The sequence below is a fragment of the Pseudomonas sp. NFR02 genome, assembly GCF_900119375.1.
Classification (GTDB): Bacteria; Pseudomonadota; Gammaproteobacteria; order Pseudomonadales; family Pseudomonadaceae; genus Aquipseudomonas; species Aquipseudomonas paracarnis.
In genome coordinates this window covers 350341-367514 of record NZ_FPJJ01000006.1, presented here as the reverse complement: position 1 = coordinate 367514, position 17174 = coordinate 350341, and the positions used below count along the sequence as shown (strand labels likewise).

Below are 17174 nucleotides of genomic sequence, written 5' to 3'. Positions count from 1 at the left end.
AATTGTGGATAGCCAAACAAGCTCGGAGCTTATGACCACTCGCACGACGGCCGGCGCGGCCCATCTAGATACGTCCAGCACCCCGCCTTCGCTACGGATTACCGGCGACTGGACGCTGGCCCACTACGCCGACCTGAAGAAGCTGTCGGCCGCACTCGACGGCCAATACGACGCCGGCGCCCGCATTGACCTCAACGGCCTCGGCGCGCTGGATACCGCCGGCGCCTCGCTGCTGGTAGAGCTGCTGGGCCCTGCACGCATCGAACACTCTGCCGAACAGACCGATTGCACCCTGGCAGCCGCCGACCGTGCACTGCTCAAGACCGTCTACCGCTCCCTGAATGACTTTTGCGTACCGATCAAAGAGCCGGAAGAGGCCGCCGGCATTCAAGTGTTGGCTCGCATCGGCCGTGCAGTAGACACGGTCTGGCAAGACGCAATGAAGCTGTTGGGCTTTATCGGCCTGATCCTCGAAACCTTCGCCCGCGGCATTTGGCGGCCCAAACGCTGGCGCCTGACGCCCATGGTCGCCCACATCGAACAGACCGGCCTGGATGCGGCGCCTATCGTCGCTCTGCTGACCTTTCTGGTCGGCGCCGTCGTGGCCTTCCTCGGCGCCACTGTGCTCAAGAGCTTCGGCGCGACGATCTTTACCGTGGACCTGGTGGCCTTCTCCTTCCTGCGCGAATTCGGCGTGTTGCTTACCGCAATCCTCATCGCCGGCCGTACCGCCAGTGCGTTCACCGCGCAAATCGGTTCAATGAAGGCCAACGAAGAAATCGACGCCATCCGCACATTGGGCCTGGACCCTATGGAGCTGTTGGTATTGCCCCGCGTGTTGGCGCTGCTGGTGGCGTTGCCGATGCTGACCTTCCTGGCGATGCTCTCGGGGATCGTCGGCGGTGGTGTGGTGTGTGCGGTGGCCCTGGATATTTCGCCAGCGATGTTTCTTTCGCTGCTGCAATCGGACATTGGCGTGCAGCACTTTCTGGTGGGCATGGTGAAGGCGCCGATCTTTGCGTTTTTGATCGCGGCCATTGGTTGCCTGGAAGGTTTTAAAGTCAGCGGCAGTGCCGAGTCGGTCGGCGCGCACACCACGTCCAGCGTGGTGCAATCGATCTTTGTGGTGATCGTGCTGGATGCGGTCGCGGCGATGTTCTTCATGGAGATGGGCTGGTGAGTCGTCTACACCGTGCGCCCACTGAGGCGGTGATTGAAGTACGTGGCCTGTGCAACCGTTTCGGCAGCCAAAGCGTGCATGAGAACCTCGACCTGGATTTGTACAAGGGCGAGATCCTGGCGGTGGTGGGGGGCTCTGGCAGCGGTAAATCCGTGTTGTTGCGCAGCATCGTTGGCCTGCGGCGCCCCAGCGAGGGCGAAGTGCGGGTGTTCGGCAAAAACCTGCCGAGCCTGCCTGAACATGAACGCTCACTGGTAGAACGCCGCTTTGGCGTACTGTTCCAGAAGGGCGCGCTGTTTTCCTCGCTGACGGTGACCGAGAACGTGGCTCTGCCATTGATCGAGCACGCCGGCCTCAGCCGCGCCGATGCCGAGCACCTGGCGGCGGTCAAGCTGGCCCTGGCGGGGTTGCCGCTGTCGGCGGCCGACAAATACCCGGCCTCGTTATCCGGCGGCATGATCAAGCGCGCAGCACTGGCCCGCGCACTGGCCTTGGACCCGGACATCCTGTTCCTGGACGAACCCACCGCCGGTCTCGACCCGATTGGCGCGGCGCAGTTCGACCAACTGATCCTCACCCTGCGCGATGCGCTGGGCTTGAGTGTGTTCCTGGTCACCCACGACCTCGACACGCTGTACACCATCACCGACCGTGTGGCGGTGCTGGCGCAGAAGAAAGTGCTGGTGGCCGACGCCATCGATGTCGTTTCGGAAACGGACGACGCCTGGATTCACGAATATTTCCACGGCCCCCGGGGCCGCGCGGCATTGGATGCCGCTCAATCGCTCAACGAGGTATGACATGGAAACCCGAGCCCATCATGTGATGATCGGACTGTTCAGCGTAATTGTGGTGGTCGGCGCGATGCTGTTTGGCCTGTGGCTGGCCAAGTCCAGCGTCGATACCGCCTTCCAGGATTACGAAGTGATCTTCAACGAAGCGGTCAGCGGCCTGTCCCAGGGCAGTGCGGTGCAGTACAGCGGCATCAAGGTGGGCGACGTGATCAGCCTGCGCCTGGACCCCAAAGACCCACGCCGCGTCCTGGCGCGCATCCGCCTGGCCGGGCAAACGCCAATCAAGGAAGACACCCAGGCCAAACTGGCCCTGACCGGTATCACCGGCACCTCGATCATCCAGCTCAGTGGCGGCACCCCGCAGAGCCCGGAGCTCAAGGGCAAGGACGGCAACCTGCCGGAAATCATCGCGTCGCCATCGCCTATCGCACGCCTGCTCAATAACAGCAACGACCTGATGACCAGCGTCAACCTGCTGCTGCACAACGCCAACCACCTGTTCTCGCGGGAAAACGTCGAACGCCTGAGCAACACCCTGGACAACCTGCAACAAACCACCGGCGCCATTGCCGAGCAACGCGGCGACATCAAGGTGGTGATGCAGCAATTGATGCAGGTGAGCAAACAGGCGGGCGCGGCGCTGGAGCAAACCACCGTGCTGATGCGCAGCGCCAATGGTTTGCTCAGTGAACAAGGCAAGCAAGCCTTCGGCAGCGCCGAGCAGGCGATGAAATCCCTGGAGCAAAGCACCGCCACCATCAATACCTTGCTGACCAATAACCAGGACTCGGTGAACAGCGGCATGCAGGGCCTCAACGAACTGGCGCCAGCCGTGCGCGAGTTGCGTGAAACCCTCGGCTCGCTGCGCGCCATCTCCCGCCGTCTGGAAGCCAACCCCAGCGGTTACCTGCTGGGCAGCGACAAGAACAAGGAGTTCACGCCATGAAGCGTGCGTATCACATGATCGTCCCCATGGCCCTGGCACTGGTCAGCGCGTGTTCGATCCTACCCAAGCCGGACCCTTCGGACGTGTACCGCCTGGCGTCCACCCAGCCGGCCAGCCAAGGCACGCCGGTGAGTTGGTCGCTGCGCGTGACCAAGCCGCAGACCAGCGAGTTTCTCGACAGCCCGCGCATCGCCGTGGTGCCAGATGGCAACTTGATCAGCAACTACGCGAACTCGCGCTGGAGTGACCCGGCGCCGGTGCTGCTGCGTAATCGCCTGCTGGATGGCTTCCAGCGCGACGGGCGCGTGACATTGTTGAGCACTGACGAGACCAACCTGCAAGCCGACTATGAACTGGGCGGGCAGTTGCAGGCGTTTCAGAGCGAGTATCGGGGCAAGACGGTGGAGGTGGTGATTCGCCTCGACGCGCGATTGGTGCGTGGGCGTGATCAAAGGATTATCGCCAGCCGTCGGTTTGAAGTGAGGCAGCCGGTGAGTGACACCCAGGTGCCAGCGGTGGTGGCTGCTTTTGGCCAGGCTGGGGATCAGTTGAATAAGCAGGTGGTGGATTGGGTAGTACATCAGGGTAATACTGCGCCGAAAAAATGATTCCACCACCCTGTAGGAGCGAGCTTGCTCGCGAAAAACCTGAGACCGCCTCGGGGAATCTGATGCCCCGCGTCATCGTTAACGTTTTTCGCGAGCAAGCTCGCTCCTACAGGGTGCGGCTCATGCTTAACCGAAGAACCAGTAGCACACCGAAATAGCCGCGACCACACCAGCAAACTCCGCGAACAACGCACACCCCACCGCATGCCGAGCCCGCTGGATCCCCACCGAACCAAAGTACACCGCCAACACATAGAAAGTGGTTTCCGTACTGCCCTGAATCGTCGCCGCCACCAAGGCCGGGAAGCTGTCCACACCCTGGGTCTGCATGGTCTCGATCAGCATCGCCCGCGCCGCGCTGCCGGAGAACGGCTTGACCATCGCGGTCGGCAGCGCGTCGACAAAGCGCGTATCCAGGCCCGTCCAGGCCACCACATGGCGAATCCCTTCCAGGCCGAACTCCAAGGCGCCCGAGGCACGCAACACGCCAACCGCACACAGCATCGCCACCAGATAGGGCAACAGATTCTTGGCCACGTCGAAGCCTTCCTTGGCGCCTTCGACAAAGGCCTCGTACACCTTGACCTTGCGCAACGCGCCGATCACCAGGAACAGCATGATCAAGCCAAACAGCGTGAGGTTGCCCAGGATCGAAGACAAACCGGCCAGCGCTGTGGCAGACAGGGTCGCCAGCAGCGCCATGAAGCCGCCCAGTACCAGCGCGCCGGGGATCAGATAGGCCAGCACCACCGGGTCCCACAAACGCAGGCGCTGCATCACCGCCACCGACAGCAGGCCCACCAGCGTCGAGGCGCTGGTGGCCAGCAGGATCGGCAGGAACACCAGCGTCGGGTCCGCAGCGCCTTGCTGGGCGCGGTACATGAAGATGGTCACCGGCAACAGCGTCAGCGAGGACGCGTTGAGCACCAGGAACAGGATCTGAGCGTTGGTCGCCGTATTGGGGATGGGGTTGAGCTCTTGCAGCGCCTTCATGGCTTTCAGGCCGATGGGCGTGGCGGCGTTGTCCAGGCCCAGGCCGTTGGCGGCAAAGTTGAGGGTGATCAAACCGATCGCGGGGTGCCCGGCGGGCACTTCCGGCATCAGGCGGCGAAACAGCGGGCCGAGGGCCTTGGCCAGCCAATCGACGATCCCGGCTTTTTCGGCGATCCGCAGAAAGCCCAGCCATAACGTCAGGGTACCGAACAGCAGCACCATGACTTCCACCGATAATTTGGCCATGGCGAAAATGCTTTCGACCATCGCCGCGAAGATCCCGGCGTTACCGCCCACCAGCCATTGCGCCAGCGCTGACACCATTGCCACGACAAAGAAGCCAAGCCACAGGCCATTGAGCATCAGATAAATCCCCCGAAAGATGGGGCGAATGATAACGGGGCTGGCAGAAACGACAAACCCCGGAATTCTCCGGGGTTTGTTTTCGATCAATCTGCAATCAGCTACGGGTGGCTTGTGCCGTAGGCAGGGCTTCCTTGCTGCGCCAGTGCGGCAAGGAATTCCAATAGCGCTCACCCTTGGCGTCGTCGTACATGCCTTCCCAACGGGAGATAACCAGTACGGCCAAGGCGTTGCCGATCACGTTCAGGGCGGTACGCGCCATGTCCATCACACGGTCGACACCGGCGATAAACGCCAAGCCTTCCAGTGGGATGCCCACGCTGCCCAGCGTCGCCAGCAACACCACGAAGGACACGCCCGGCACGCCGGCGATGCCTTTGGAGGTCACCATCAGGGTCAGTACCAACATCAATTGCTGGCCGATCGACAGGTCGATGCCATACAGCTGGGCAATGAAGATTGCTGCGATGCTCTGGTACAGGGTCGAACCGTCGAGGTTGAACGAATAACCGGTCGGCACCACGAAGCTGCAGATCGCTTTCGGCGCGCCGTAGGCTTCCATCTTTTCGATCACACGCGGCAGCACGGTTTCGGAGCTGGCGGTGGAGTAAGCCAATACCAACTCATCTTTGAAGATGCGGATCAGCTTGAGGATCGAGAAGCCGAACAGGCGGGCGATCAAACCCAGGACCGCGAAGGCGAAGAACAGGATCGCGACGTAAACCAGGATCACCAGCTTGGCCAGCGGCAGCAGCGAGGCGAAGCCGAAGTTGGCGACCGTCACCGCGATCAGCGCGAATACACCGATAGGGGCGTACTTCATGATCATGTGGGTGACTTTGAACATACTCTCGGACACGCCCTGGAACATGGTCACCAGCGGCTCGCGCAGCTCAGGCTTGAGGCTCGACAGCCCCAGGCCGAACAGCACCGAGAAGAAGATGATCGGCAGCATCTCGCCACGGGCAACAGCGGCGAAGATGTTCGAGGGGATCAGGTTGAGGATGGTTTCGATGAACGCATGTTCATGCTGCACTTCGGCGGCAGTCGCCTGGTACTTGGAGATATCCACGGTACCCAGGGTACTCATGTCGATGCCAGCGCCTGGGTGGAACAGGTTGGCGAGCAACAGGCCCACCACGATGGCGATGGTGGTGACGATTTCGAAGTAGAGGATGGTTTTGACGCCGATACGACCGAGCTTTTTCGCGTCGCCTACACCGGCGATACCGACGATCAGCGAAGAAATCACAATCGGGATCACGATCATCTTGATCAGGCGGATAAAGATATCGCCCGCCGGCTGCAACACATTGCTGATCCACCAGGCCTTTTCAGCACTGAAATGGTTGAGTACTGCACCGATTGCAATGCCCAGTACCAAACCGATGAGGATCTGCCAGGCGAGGCTTAGCTTTGCCTTCTTCATGTCATTACCCTTGCTTCAAGTGGACTTACGGCAAATGCGCCAGCTGCAACGCTCGAAAGCGAAAAAGTGTGTGCATCTGCCTCCATGGAAGGTCACCGCAGCGTGGCCGAAATGGCTTACTGGCAGGCGAAAAAAGGCGCAACTATTCCCATGCAAGGGAGCGACGTCTAATGCCGTAAACGCCTACCCCATGCCGAATCGGCATGGCTTTTTTTGAAATAATTTGTCCAAACGGTCAGTTCGTATCTGCCATTCCGGCGGGTGAATATGCCGTTGAGCGGCTAAATCAGGCTCGCGCAGAGATACTGGACGACTCGGATTGATTGGCAGAAATGTCTGAGAAATCCATCACCTAGCGCCAGAAAGATCCTATAGCGCCGATGAAAAATTCTCGATAGATGGTCACACCGACATACCCGGTAATGGTTGGCCAGAGGCAAAAAGCAAAACGGCGGCTATGAGCGGCATGAAACGCGGGGATGAGAGTCGTAAGCCCGCCGCAAGTTCAGCAAGCTTGAGGTCTTGTGAACTTGCGTCGCAGCTTTTCGCCTGACCCGGCCCTTGCGCAGGTACTCCCTGTACCCGTAGGTCACGCCGATCCTGATCGATCAGAGCAACCCGGCCCCCTGGTCATGCATCACTCAAGGAGCGATGCAAACAGAAAGAAGCACAAGGGCTTCCTTCTATGGACGCCAGCTCCGTCAGACGGAACCTAGTACCAATTCGGGTCTTTCTTGAGCTGCTCCATCAGCAGCTTTTGCATACCCTCGTCCGGCTTACCGAGAAAACGGTAATCGGCGTGCCGTGTCGGCGACTTGTCCGCTGGCAAACCAGCCGGGACTTCCACCAACATGGCGTAGGCATCTTCCTTGTCGAGGCTGAAGGCGACGATCAGGCGCTTGTTCAGGCAGGTGTCTGCGGTTTCGCAGAGCGGCCCGACCAAATACTTGTCGCCATCTTCCTCAACGGCATTCATTTGCTCGGAAGTGCCCGACAGGTTCATCACCCATTCGGGCAGGCGTTCCTCTTTCTTCACCACGTCTTGCCAGGTTTCACGGTACTGCGGATCCGCGCTGAGCAATTCGTTAGCCCGGGATTGGCCGTCATTGGCGGCCAAGGCAAGGCCACTGGCGCCCAACAGCAGGGCAGCAGCAAGGGCTTTAAAAGGCAGGCTGACCATATTCAACCTCGGCCTTTGCGACCAAAGAAGAACGAAGCGATAAACATCACCAGGAAGACCACAAACAGGATCTTGGCGATGCCGGTGGCGGTGCCCGCGATACCACCGAAGCCCAGGACTGCGGCCACAATGGCGATGATCAGAAATGTGATTGCCCAACTCAACATGGTGATTCTCCTTATGCTTCTATAGGGGTAACAGCGGTGATGCCGTGCAGTCGCTCAACATAAGCGACGTTTTTTGCCTAGAACACCCAACGGTCATGGGCCGGCAGTTCGACCAGAGTGGAACCCTGATCTACCAGGCTCAATTGCGGGGCAGTCACATCGGCGCTGGCGCTGCCAATGGAACGGAAATGGGTCTGGGTCATGACGGGACGTTCAAATTGCGGGGCTGGCTGCGCACGCTCCTGCCAATGCTGCAACTGCTGGCCGGCAATCAACGTGACCATCAACGCCAGGCTGGCGAACAGGCCCTGCTGCAAGCGCAGCGGCGATACACGCAATTGGCTGAAGCTTTGGCGAGTCATACAGCATTACTCCCGCATTCTGATTATTCGTTCATTACGCTCTTGGGGGAGATATTGCAGAGTGCATGCCAGCTTTATTGCAAAATAAAACCTAATAAAATCAATAAGTTATACTTGATCGATGGAATCATCGCCTAGCATCCTGCACGATGCCTCGGTATAGGCCGTGCGAAATGCACGATGCCCAGTAGACGGAACCAGACACTTGGCGCACACATCGAAGGGTCGAAGAGCAATAAGCCCTGAAAATGTCCGCAAACCACGTCTGCAGGAAGGCGCACAGATAGCTGCACGAAGAAGCCTTTTATGAATCAGAATAAACCATGCAACTTGCCCGATTATTCCGGGACTAAACACCATCACATTTATAGTTAAGGAGTGCGGGACAGATGGATTCAGCCAAGGAACTTCAAGGCCGCATTCTTTTAGTGGATGACGAATCCGCGATCCTGCGCACCTTCCGCTATTGCCTGGAAGATGAGGGCTACACCGTCGCCACCGCGAACAGCGCCGCACAGGCCGATGCCCTGATGCAGCGTCAGGTGTTCGACCTGTGCTTCCTCGACCTGCGGCTGGGCGAGGACAATGGCCTGGACGTGCTGGCCCAGATGCGCGTGCAGGCTCCGTGGATGCGCGTGGTGATTGTGACCGCCCATTCGGCTGTGGATACCGCCGTGGACGCCATCCAGGCTGGCGCCGCCGACTACCTGGTCAAACCTTGCAGCCCAGACCAATTGCGCCTGGCTACCGCCAAGCAACTGGAAGTGCGTCAGCTCTCAGCGCGGTTGGAAGCACTGGAAGGCGAAGTGCGCCAGCCCAAAGACGGCCTCGACTCCCATAGTCCGGCCATGATGGTGGTGTTGGAAACCGCGCGGCAGGTGGCCGGAACGGACGCCAACATCTTGATCCTCGGCGAGTCCGGCACCGGTAAAGGTGAGTTGGCCCGGGCGATACACGGCTGGAGCAAACGCTCGAAGAAGTCCTGCGTGACCATCAACTGCCCCTCACTGACCGCCGAACTAATGGAAAGCGAACTGTTCGGCCACAGCCGCGGCGCGTTCACCGGCGCCAGTGAAAGCACCTTGGGCCGAGTGAATCAGGCGGACGGCGGCACGCTGTTTCTCGACGAGATCGGCGATTTCCCCCTCACGTTGCAACCCAAGTTGCTGCGGTTTATCCAGGACAAAGAGTATGAGCGCGTGGGCGACCCGGTCACTCGCCGCGCCGACGTGCGCATCCTCGCAGCCACCAACCTGAACCTGGAAGACATGGTGCGCGATGGCCGGTTCCGTGAAGACTTGCTCTACCGCCTGAATGTCATCACCTTGCACTTGCCGCCGCTGCGCGAACGCAGTGAAGACATCCTGACCCTGGCTGACCGCTTCCTTGCCCGCTTCGTCAAGGAATACGCACGCCCGGCACGCGGCTTCAGTGATAATGCCCGCGAAGCGCTACTCAACTATCGCTGGCCCGGCAACATCCGCGAACTGCGTAACGTGGTGGAACGCGCCAGCATCATCTGCCCTCAGGAAAAGGTGGAGATCAGCCACCTGGGGATGGCCGAGCAACCGGCCAACAATGCACCGCGTATCGGAGCGGCTTTGAGCCTGGACGAGCTGGAAAAAGCTCATATCGGCGCCGTACTTGCGACCAGCGACACGCTGGACCAAGCGGCCCGCACACTCGGCATCGATGCGTCGACGCTGTACCGCAAACGCAAGCAGTACAACCTTTGAACAGGACTTTATGAAGCTCGCGATGAAACTGCGCACCCGGTTATTCCTGAGCATCTCAGCGTTGATTACCGTGGCTTTGCTGGGGTTGATCCTGGGCTTGGTCAGCGTCATGCAAATGGCCAAGACCCAGGAATCGTTGATCCGCAGTAATTTCATCACCCTGGACCTGGGGCTCAAGTTGCGTCAGAGCCTGGGCGACCAGTTGATCATGATGCTGGAGAAGCGTCCCGACCCAGACGCCCTGCAAGCCTCAAAGCAGCATTATTTCGATCTGTTGGACCAGGGCATCGCCCATGAACAGGCCGACGGCAAAAACCATGGTTTCAGCCAGGCACGCTCGGATTACCAGAATCTGCTCAATGCGTTTGACCAATCCCAACAGGCATCACCGCCTGCGGGCAGCAAGGAAAAGCTCACCGAAACCTTCAACATACTGCGCAACGGCTTGATTGCCGAACACAAGCGGGCGCTGGAAAATATCAGTACCAGTGAGCATAAATCCCGTGAGCGCGCCTTGTTGATAGCGGGCCTGCTCGGGCTGGTGGGGCTCGCGGTGCTGATCATCGGTTTCGTCACGGCCCATGGCATCGCCCGGCGTTTCGGTGGTCCCATCGAGGCCCTGGCCAAGGCCGCCGACAAGATCGGGCAGGGCGACTTTGAAGTCACGCTGCCGATCTCCTCCGCAGCGGAAATGAACCTGCTGACCCGCCGTTTCGGCATCATGGCCGAAGCGTTGCGCCAACATCAGGCCACTAACATCGATGAGCTGCTGGCCGGCCAGCAGCGCCTGCAAGCGGTGCTCGACAGTATCGATGACGGCCTGTTGATGATTGATCGCCAAGGCTGCCTGGAGCACCTCAACCCTGTGGCGCAGCGCCAATTGGGCTGGGATGAGGAGCGGCTGGGTCAAGGGCTTGGCGAAGCCATGGGTCGCGCGGAAATGGATGAACAGCTGCAACTGGTGCTACGCGGCGGCAACCTGGAGCGGGCCCCGGATGATCTGGAGGTGGAAGTCGAGGGTGAGTTACGCCTGCTGACCTACAGCCTGACCCCGGTTAGCCATACACAGGGGCACATTCTCGGGGCCGTGATGGTGCTGCATGATGTGACAGAACAGCGCGCCTTCGAACGGGTGCGCAGCGAGTTCGTGTTGCGCGCCTCCCATGAGCTGCGCACCCCGGTTACCGGCATGCACATGGCCTTCGGCTTGTTCCGTGAGCGGGCCAAGTTCCCACCGGACTCCCGCGAGGCGGACCTGCTGGATACGGTCAATGAAGAGATGCAGCGCCTGATGCAGTTGATCAATGACCTGCTCAACTTCTCGCGTTACCAGAACGGCCTGCAAAAACTCACCCTGGGGACGTGCGATGTCACTGACTTGCTGGAGCACGCACGGGCCCGATTTGCTGAGCCTGCGAACGCCCAGCACATTGAGTTGCTGGTAGAAGCTCAACCTGAATTGCCACGGCTGTATGCCGACCAAGTGCAACTGGAGCGGGTGCTCGACAACCTGCTGGGTAATGCCCTGCGCCACACCGCCGAAGGCGGGCAGATTCGTCTGCAGGCACGACGGCATGGTGAGCGGGTGATTATCAGCGTCGAGGATAACGGCGAAGGCATTGCCTACGGCCAGCAAGGGCGGATCTTCGAGCCCTTTGTACAGGTGGGCCGCAAGAAGGGCGGTGCGGGCCTGGGCTTGGCACTGTGCAAGGAAATCGTGCAATTGCACGGCGGCCGCATGGGTGTGTACTCGCGGCCGGGGCAGGGTACGCAGTTCTATATGGCATTACCCCTGTAGGAGCGAGCTTGCTCGCGAAAAACGTCAACGATAACGCTGTGCTGTCAGGCAGCCCGCGTCGTCTATGCGTTCTTCGCGAGCAAGCTCGCTCCTACATTATTATTTTTACACCATCAGCGGTGATTCAAGGCCCGCAGGATTGCGGCACTTTCAGCATCCGGAGTGCCATCAAACAGCGATGGCCGGAAGCGCATCTGGAACGCGGCGATGACGTGCCGCGTGGCCACATCCAACTCGCCAGTCTGCGGCGTCTGGTAGCCCAGGCGCGCCAGCTCTTCCTGGAACCAGGTAATGCTTGGTAACTGCGCGGCGTACTGCACCTGGAACCGGGCCACTGCCTGGGCATCCGGCCACACGGCCAGACCTTCTGCCGCCAAGCGTTTCCAAGGGAACAACGGGCCTGGGTCCAGCTTGCGCAGTGGGGCGATGTCGCTGTGCCCGATGATGTTCTTGGGGTCGATGCCATTGCGCTTGCTGATGTCCTTGAGCAGCACGATCAGCGACTGCACCTGCGCTTCGGAATACGGGTACCACACACGCCCCGTGGGGGTATCGCTGAACCCTGGGTTGACGATCTCGATGCCGATGGAGCTGGAATTGAGCCAGGTGCGCCCCATCCACTCGCTTTCCCCCGCGTGCCAGGCGCGCTGGCTTTCATCCACCAGCTTGTAGATGGTGCCGGAGGCGTCGTCGCCGATCAGGTAATGACTGCTGACCTGGCCATGGGTCAACAGCGCCAGGGAACGTTCAAGGTTGGTCGAGGTGTAATGCACCACAACGAACTGCACGCGGTTGTCGTGGTTAACCGAAGGATGGCTGGTGTTCAGGCGCGGGCCACTGGCGCAGCCGGCGAGCAGAAGAAACGCTAAAGCGATATACAAGGATTTCATGGCGAGAGGCATTACACTGAAAGACGATAATGCAACAGTGTAACGTACGACTCACGGCCAAGCGGTCAAATTACAAAATGGAACATCTTTTATGCCGCCTGCACCTGATTACGTCCTGCAGCCTTTGCCCTGTAGAGCGCCTCGTCGGCACGCTTGAGCGTCAGGTCACTGCGCTCGCCGGGTTGAAACTGCGCCACGCCCATGGACACCGTGATCGTTACCGGTTCACCCTTGAAGTGGAACGGGCACGCGGCAATGGCCTCACGCAATACTTCACCTACGGCCAGGGCATCCGCCAAAGCTGAGTCGGGCATGAGCAGCACAAACTCTTCACCGCCAAAACGCGCGATGAAGTCCGTCGGCCGCAGGCGCTTGCTCAGCACATTGGCGATGATCTTCAAGACTTTGTCCCCTGCCAGGTGACCGTAGCCGTCGTTGATGCGTTTGAAGTGGTCCAGGTCGAGCATGGCCAGCGACAGGCTGTTACCGCGCTGATGCCAGGCGTTGACTTCGTAATCGAGGCGTTCGCTCCACGCCGCACGGTTGGGCAACCCGGTGAGCGGATCGAGCAAGGCCTTCTGGCGTTGTACCTCCAGGTGCTCGCGGTAGCCCTGGGCCTCCTGCTCCATATGGGCCACGCGTTCAGCCAGACCTTTGAGGCGTGCGGCCACTTCCTGTTCGCGCAGGTCACGCTGTTGCTGGTGTTCATCCATGGTGCCGAGCAAGCCTTCAAGATGGCTTTCGAGCACCTGCTTGAGGCTGTCCAGGTCGGCAGCGTCCTGCACGCTGCTTTGCAGGCCGTCGACCTGCTCGCGAATCTGCGTGTCCAACTCCCGCGCGGCCAGGCTGCTGTCGGCGTGGCCCTCGCTGGCGACCTGCAGATGACCCTGGAATGCCTCGAGACGCTCGTTGAGCTGCTTGAGATAAGCCTCGAACTCATGCTGGCCACTGTCGGTGACCGCCAGCATCAGCACGGCCAGGTCATCCAGGATCGGCAGCAGTTCGTACCAATTCAAACCATGGGCGAGACGCTCACGCATCGCCTCGGCCTGGGGCTGGTGACGTTCAGGCAGGGAAAGGTCTTCCAGCAGGCCGAGCAAAGTGCCTTCAATGTGCTTGGCCACCGAACTATAGGACGGTTCAGGCGAATCAGGCAGAGCGTAGGTGCCGTCCGGTTGCAGTTCGTCGGGCTCGGGACCTTCCAGCACAGGGGGCAGCGACAGGCTGCCGATGGTGGTTTCATCCGGCGTTTCGACTGGAACCGGCGGCGGTTCGATAAAGGCGGCGAGTGCGCTTTCTTGAGCAGGCTCCGCAACCGGAGGCGCCTGCACGTCGGGTTCAGATAATTGCGCAGGCGCCGCAATCGACGGCAGCTCTGGAGCGTCGAATAACGGCGTGTCGCTGGCGACCTCTTGCCCTCCGGCCGCTGCAACAGGCGCAGGCTTCAAGGCCACGGGCGTAGGTGACAGCGGTGCAAAGGCACGCAAGGCTTGGGTCAATTCTTCCGATTGCGCAGGTTCTTCCGGTTCGGGCGCGGGTGTGGGCGCTGCAGGCTTTGGCGGTGCCAATTGCGCTGCCGGCAGTGGCTCCGCGTCAACCGGGAGCGCTTCACTGGCGGCCTCTTTACTACCGAACAGGCGTTGCAACAGACCCGGGCCTGGGCGTGCGGGTTCGCCTTCAGGCTCCAGATTATTCAGCGCCTGCCCCTGCAGGCTGCTCAGCTCACTGAGCAGCAGCGGTATCTCCCGCGCTTGCGCCACGCGACCATCGAGTTGCTTGGCGAAGGTTTTCAGCGGACGAGCCACCTCGCGGGGCAGCGGCAGCTTTTGCAACTGGGTGACCAAGGCGGTGAGCGCGGCGCTGATCTGGTCGACGCGGGTTTCGCGGCGCTGCTCCGAATCCAGCACGGCCTTTTCCAGGCGTGGCAGTAAAGCGGCGAGGGCAGCATCCATGTCGTCCGTGCGCACGACATCGCGCATTTCCTTCATGCATTGGTCGACAGCTCGGTCGGTGCCTTCGGCGGCCAGCGTGCTGCGCACTAGCCCGCGGCGCAGCAAATCGAGGCGGGCAGCCCAGCGGCGTTCGAGTTTGTCTTGTTGCTCGATGCTCTGGAGGTATTTCTCTTTCCAGCGCTGGGCGTCGTCGCTCATGCAAGGGGTCCGCGAGGGCCTGGGCTCAACGCGGGTAATGCATCAGCCGTGAGCGAACCCGGCAGACGAATCTCTACCGCGACCGGCAGGTGATCGGAAATGGGCTGCGCCAGCACTTGCACACTTTCCAGTGTGAGGCTTGGGCTGAGCAGGATATGGTCAAGACAGCGCTGCGGGCGCCAGCTGGGAAACGTGGCTTCGACTTGCGGCGCCAATAACCCAAGGTCGCGCAGCGGAGAATTCTGCAGCAGGTCGTTGGCATGGGTGTTCATGTCACCCATGAGCACCTGGTGCTTGTAGTTACCAATCAATTCACGCACATAGGCCAGTTGCAGGTTGCGCGTACGCCCCCCTAGGGCCAGGTGCATCATCACCACCACCAAGGCTTCCGGGCCTTCGCCAAAACGCACAAGGATCGCCCCGCGCCCTTTGGGGCCTGGCAAGGGGTGATCTTCAATAGCCGTGGGTTTGAGGCGGCTGAGTACGCCATTGCTGTGCTGCGCCAGGCGCCCCAGGTTGCGGTTGAGTTGCTGATACCAGTACGGGAAGGCGCCCAGCTGAGCCAGGTGTTCCACCTGGTTGATATAGCCGGAGCGCAGGCTGCCGCCGTCGGCTTCCTGCAGCGCGACCAAGTCGAAGTCGCTGAGCAGGTCGCCGATTTTCTGCAGGTTACCGGTACGCCCCTTGTGGGGCAGCAGGTGCTGCCAGCCACGCGTGAGGTAATGCCGATACTTCTCGGTACTGTTGCCCACCTGGATATTGAAACTGAGCAGGCGCAAGCGGCTATCTGCCGGCAGGCCTGTGGACTCCAGGTGATGCTCGTTGACCTGCGGTTCATGCAGGCCAACGACACGCTCGGTACCCCAGCGGCGCATGGCGAGCCCCTTACTTGGCAGCGCGTTCTTTGGCAATCAGTTGGTCAGCAACGTTGAGGGTCGCTTCAGGACCACCGGTGCTGCCCAGGTCGAAACGGTATTTGCCGTTGACGATCAGCGTGGGAACGCCTTGCACGCCGTACTTCTGCGCGAGTTCCTTGGCCTGTTTGATCTGGCCCTGGATAGCGAAAGAGTTGAAGGTCGCCAGGAACTTGTCCTTGTCGACACCTTGAGTAGCAACGAAGTCAGCCATTTCGTCCGGTTTGGTCAGGCGCTTGCCCTGTTTCTGGATCGCTTCGAAGACGGCGTTGTGGACCTTGTGCTCAACACCCATGGCTTCCAGGGTCAGGAACAGTTGGCCGTGGGCGTCCCATGGGCCACCGAACATGGCGGGAATGCGACGGAAGTTAACGTCCTTGGGCAGCTTTTCAGCCCATGGGTTGATAGTCGGCTCGAACGCGTAGCAATGCGGGCAACCGTACCAGAACAGCTCCACCACCTCGATCTTGCCGGGTACCGCAACCGGAACCGGATTAGACAGCTCAACATAGGTTTTACCGGCTTCAAGCGGCACATCGGCAGCTTGTGCGGTCATGCCGAAGAGGCTGGCAGTGACGAGAGCGGCGCTGAGGATCAGATTACGCATGCTTTACTCCTGGACAAATAAAGTCGCCTCACGCGACCTTTGTTGTGACAGGTCTACGCGGACATGAGTTCGTTAGTGTAACGGCAGCGGCCACAAAAAAGGGCGGCCTGAGCCACCCTTTTTATGCTTGCATCGCGGGATTAATCGAGCGTTAACGCCCAGCCCCGTCAGTGCAGGCCCTGGATATAACTGGAGAGGGCTGCGATGTCTTCGTCGCTCAGCTTGCGAGCGATGGTGCGCATAGTCATGGCGTCCCCATCGTTGGCCCGGCCGGCTTCTTCTTTGCGAAAGTCGGTCAACTGCTTGGCGATGTAGGTGGCGTGCTGGCCGCTCAGGTGCGGGAAGCCTGCGGCAGCGTTGCCTGCGCCATTGGGCGAGTGGCAACCGGTGCAGGCAGGCAAGCCTTTTTCCAGGTTACCGCCACGGAACAACTGCTCTCCGCGGGCGACCAGTTTAGGATCGGCAGCTCCCACGCTGCCCTTCTGGCTGGCAAAATACGCCGCGAGGTCCGCCAGGTCCTGATCGTTGAGATTGGTCAGCAGGCCGGTCATTTCCAGCACCGTGCGCTTGCCGTCCTTGATGTCGTGCATCTGCTTGCTCAGGTAACGTTCACCCTGGCCGGCCAGTTTGGGGAAGTTCGGCGCCGGGCTGTTACCATCCGGCCCGTGGCAGGCACCACACACGGCGGCCTTCGCTTGACCGGCAGTGGCATCACCTTTGACGGGGCCCTCTGCAGCGACGGCAGCGCCTGTGATGCCCAAGGTCAACAGCAGACTCACGATCAGTTTGTTCATCAGCTAATCCAACTACGGCTAAGGGTTTAAGAGTTATCTACCGGGTTTACTCACCATCAAATCAATGACGGCCTGGTAATCCTCAGTACTGCAGTCCATGCACAAACCACGCGGCGGCATTGCCTTGAAACCCTGGGTCACGCACTGCGTCAGCCTGACCATGCAAACTCGGTTGATCCTGTGTAGCCTGAGCGCCGTAAAGCGGAATCAGGGCAGCAGAAGCGAGCAACCGTCGGTCCATACATCGACCTATTCAGGGTTTG

At 60.3% G+C, this 17174-nt stretch carries 16 protein-coding genes and 1 pseudogene; 6 read left to right on the top strand and 11 right to left on the bottom strand.

Going from position 1 to position 17174, the window contains the following annotated elements; genetic code table 11:
* Nucleotides 1-31 precede the first annotated feature (31 nt).
* The 4 genes from BT199_RS19785 to lptE are packed head-to-tail and all read left to right on the top strand — an operon-like array spanning nucleotide 32 to nucleotide 3528.
* Nucleotides 32-1180, top strand: a complete 1149-nt coding sequence (locus tag BT199_RS19785) for an ABC transporter permease (RefSeq protein WP_014716352.1) — start codon at nucleotides 32-34, stop codon at nucleotides 1178-1180.
* A complete protein-coding gene (locus BT199_RS19780; protein WP_014716351.1) occupies nucleotides 1177-1980 on the top strand; it encodes an ABC transporter ATP-binding protein in 804 nt (267 codons plus the stop codon). The genes BT199_RS19785 and BT199_RS19780 overlap by 4 nt, the downstream gene beginning before the upstream one ends.
* A gap of 1 nt (nucleotide 1981) precedes the next feature.
* Nucleotides 1982-2920 (top strand): MlaD family protein, encoded by a 939-nt coding sequence (locus BT199_RS19775; RefSeq protein ID WP_003187394.1) that lies wholly within the window; start codon nucleotides 1982-1984, stop codon nucleotides 2918-2920.
* On the top strand, nucleotides 2917-3528 hold the full coding sequence (lptE, locus tag BT199_RS19770; RefSeq protein WP_072435327.1) for an ABC-type transport auxiliary lipoprotein family protein: 612 nt from the start codon (nucleotides 2917-2919) through the stop codon (nucleotides 3526-3528). The genes BT199_RS19775 and lptE overlap by 4 nt, the downstream gene beginning before the upstream one ends.
* Nucleotides 3529-3654: 126 nt before the next feature.
* On the opposite strand, the gene BT199_RS19760 is transcribed toward lptE, so the two are convergent.
* The 5 genes from BT199_RS19760 to BT199_RS19740 form a co-directional block, all read right to left on the bottom strand.
* Nucleotides 3655-4884, bottom strand: a complete 1230-nt coding sequence (locus BT199_RS19760) for a nucleoside recognition domain-containing protein (RefSeq protein ID WP_014716349.1) — start codon at nucleotides 4882-4884, stop codon at nucleotides 3655-3657.
* A 97-nt stretch (nucleotides 4885-4981) separates the two neighbouring features.
* Nucleotides 4982-6313, bottom strand: a complete 1332-nt coding sequence (gltP, locus tag BT199_RS19755; protein WP_003187390.1) for a glutamate/aspartate:proton symporter GltP — start codon at nucleotides 6311-6313, stop codon at nucleotides 4982-4984.
* Between the two features lie 712 nt (nucleotides 6314-7025).
* Nucleotides 7026-7493, bottom strand: coding sequence for an inhibitor of vertebrate lysozyme family protein (locus tag BT199_RS19750; protein WP_072435325.1), 468 nt, complete (start codon nucleotides 7491-7493; stop codon nucleotides 7026-7028).
* Between the two features lie 2 nt (nucleotides 7494-7495).
* The gene (locus BT199_RS19745; protein ID WP_003187386.1) at nucleotides 7496-7660 is read right to left on the bottom strand and encodes a DUF1328 domain-containing protein; all 165 of its coding nucleotides are present in this window, start codon (nucleotides 7658-7660) and stop codon (nucleotides 7496-7498) included.
* 77 nt (nucleotides 7661-7737) lie between these two features.
* The gene (locus tag BT199_RS19740; RefSeq protein WP_072435324.1) at nucleotides 7738-8022 is read right to left on the bottom strand and encodes a hypothetical protein; all 285 of its coding nucleotides are present in this window, start codon (nucleotides 8020-8022) and stop codon (nucleotides 7738-7740) included.
* A 389-nt stretch (nucleotides 8023-8411) separates the two neighbouring features.
* Here BT199_RS19740 and algB point away from each other — a divergent pair, with 389 nt between their 5' ends.
* Both algB and BT199_RS19730 read left to right on the top strand, forming a co-directional pair.
* A complete protein-coding gene (algB, locus tag BT199_RS19735; protein ID WP_014716346.1) occupies nucleotides 8412-9758 on the top strand; it encodes a sigma-54-dependent response regulator transcription factor AlgB in 1347 nt (448 codons plus the stop codon).
* A 10-nt stretch (nucleotides 9759-9768) separates the two neighbouring features.
* The gene (locus BT199_RS19730) at nucleotides 9769-11556 is read left to right on the top strand and encodes a KinB sensor domain-containing domain (RefSeq protein WP_020301401.1); all 1788 of its coding nucleotides are present in this window, start codon (nucleotides 9769-9771) and stop codon (nucleotides 11554-11556) included.
* Nucleotides 11557-11669: 113 nt separating this feature from the next.
* On the opposite strand, the gene BT199_RS19725 is transcribed toward BT199_RS19730, so the two are convergent.
* From BT199_RS19725 to BT199_RS27545, 6 genes and pseudogenes are all read right to left on the bottom strand, one after another.
* A complete protein-coding gene (locus BT199_RS19725) occupies nucleotides 11670-12446 on the bottom strand; it encodes an N-acetylmuramoyl-L-alanine amidase (protein WP_014716344.1) in 777 nt (258 codons plus the stop codon).
* 89 nt (nucleotides 12447-12535) lie between these two features.
* Nucleotides 12536-14596, bottom strand: a complete 2061-nt coding sequence (locus tag BT199_RS19720) for a GGDEF domain-containing protein (protein ID WP_072435323.1) — start codon at nucleotides 14594-14596, stop codon at nucleotides 12536-12538.
* Complete coding sequence (locus tag BT199_RS19715; protein ID WP_003187377.1) at nucleotides 14593-15471, bottom strand: endonuclease/exonuclease/phosphatase family protein; 879 nt, start codon at nucleotides 15469-15471, stop codon at nucleotides 14593-14595. The genes BT199_RS19720 and BT199_RS19715 overlap by 4 nt, the downstream gene beginning before the upstream one ends.
* Nucleotides 15472-15481: 10 nt before the next feature.
* Nucleotides 15482-16117, bottom strand: a complete 636-nt coding sequence (gene dsbA, locus BT199_RS19710) for a thiol:disulfide interchange protein DsbA (RefSeq protein WP_014716341.1) — start codon at nucleotides 16115-16117, stop codon at nucleotides 15482-15484.
* Nucleotides 16118-16284: 167 nt separating this feature from the next.
* Nucleotides 16285-16911, bottom strand: a complete 627-nt coding sequence (locus BT199_RS19705) for a c-type cytochrome (protein ID WP_014716340.1) — start codon at nucleotides 16909-16911, stop codon at nucleotides 16285-16287.
* A gap of 33 nt (nucleotides 16912-16944) precedes the next feature.
* Nucleotides 16945-17152, bottom strand: a pseudogene (locus BT199_RS27545) (cytochrome).
* Nucleotides 17153-17174 lie beyond the last annotated feature (22 nt).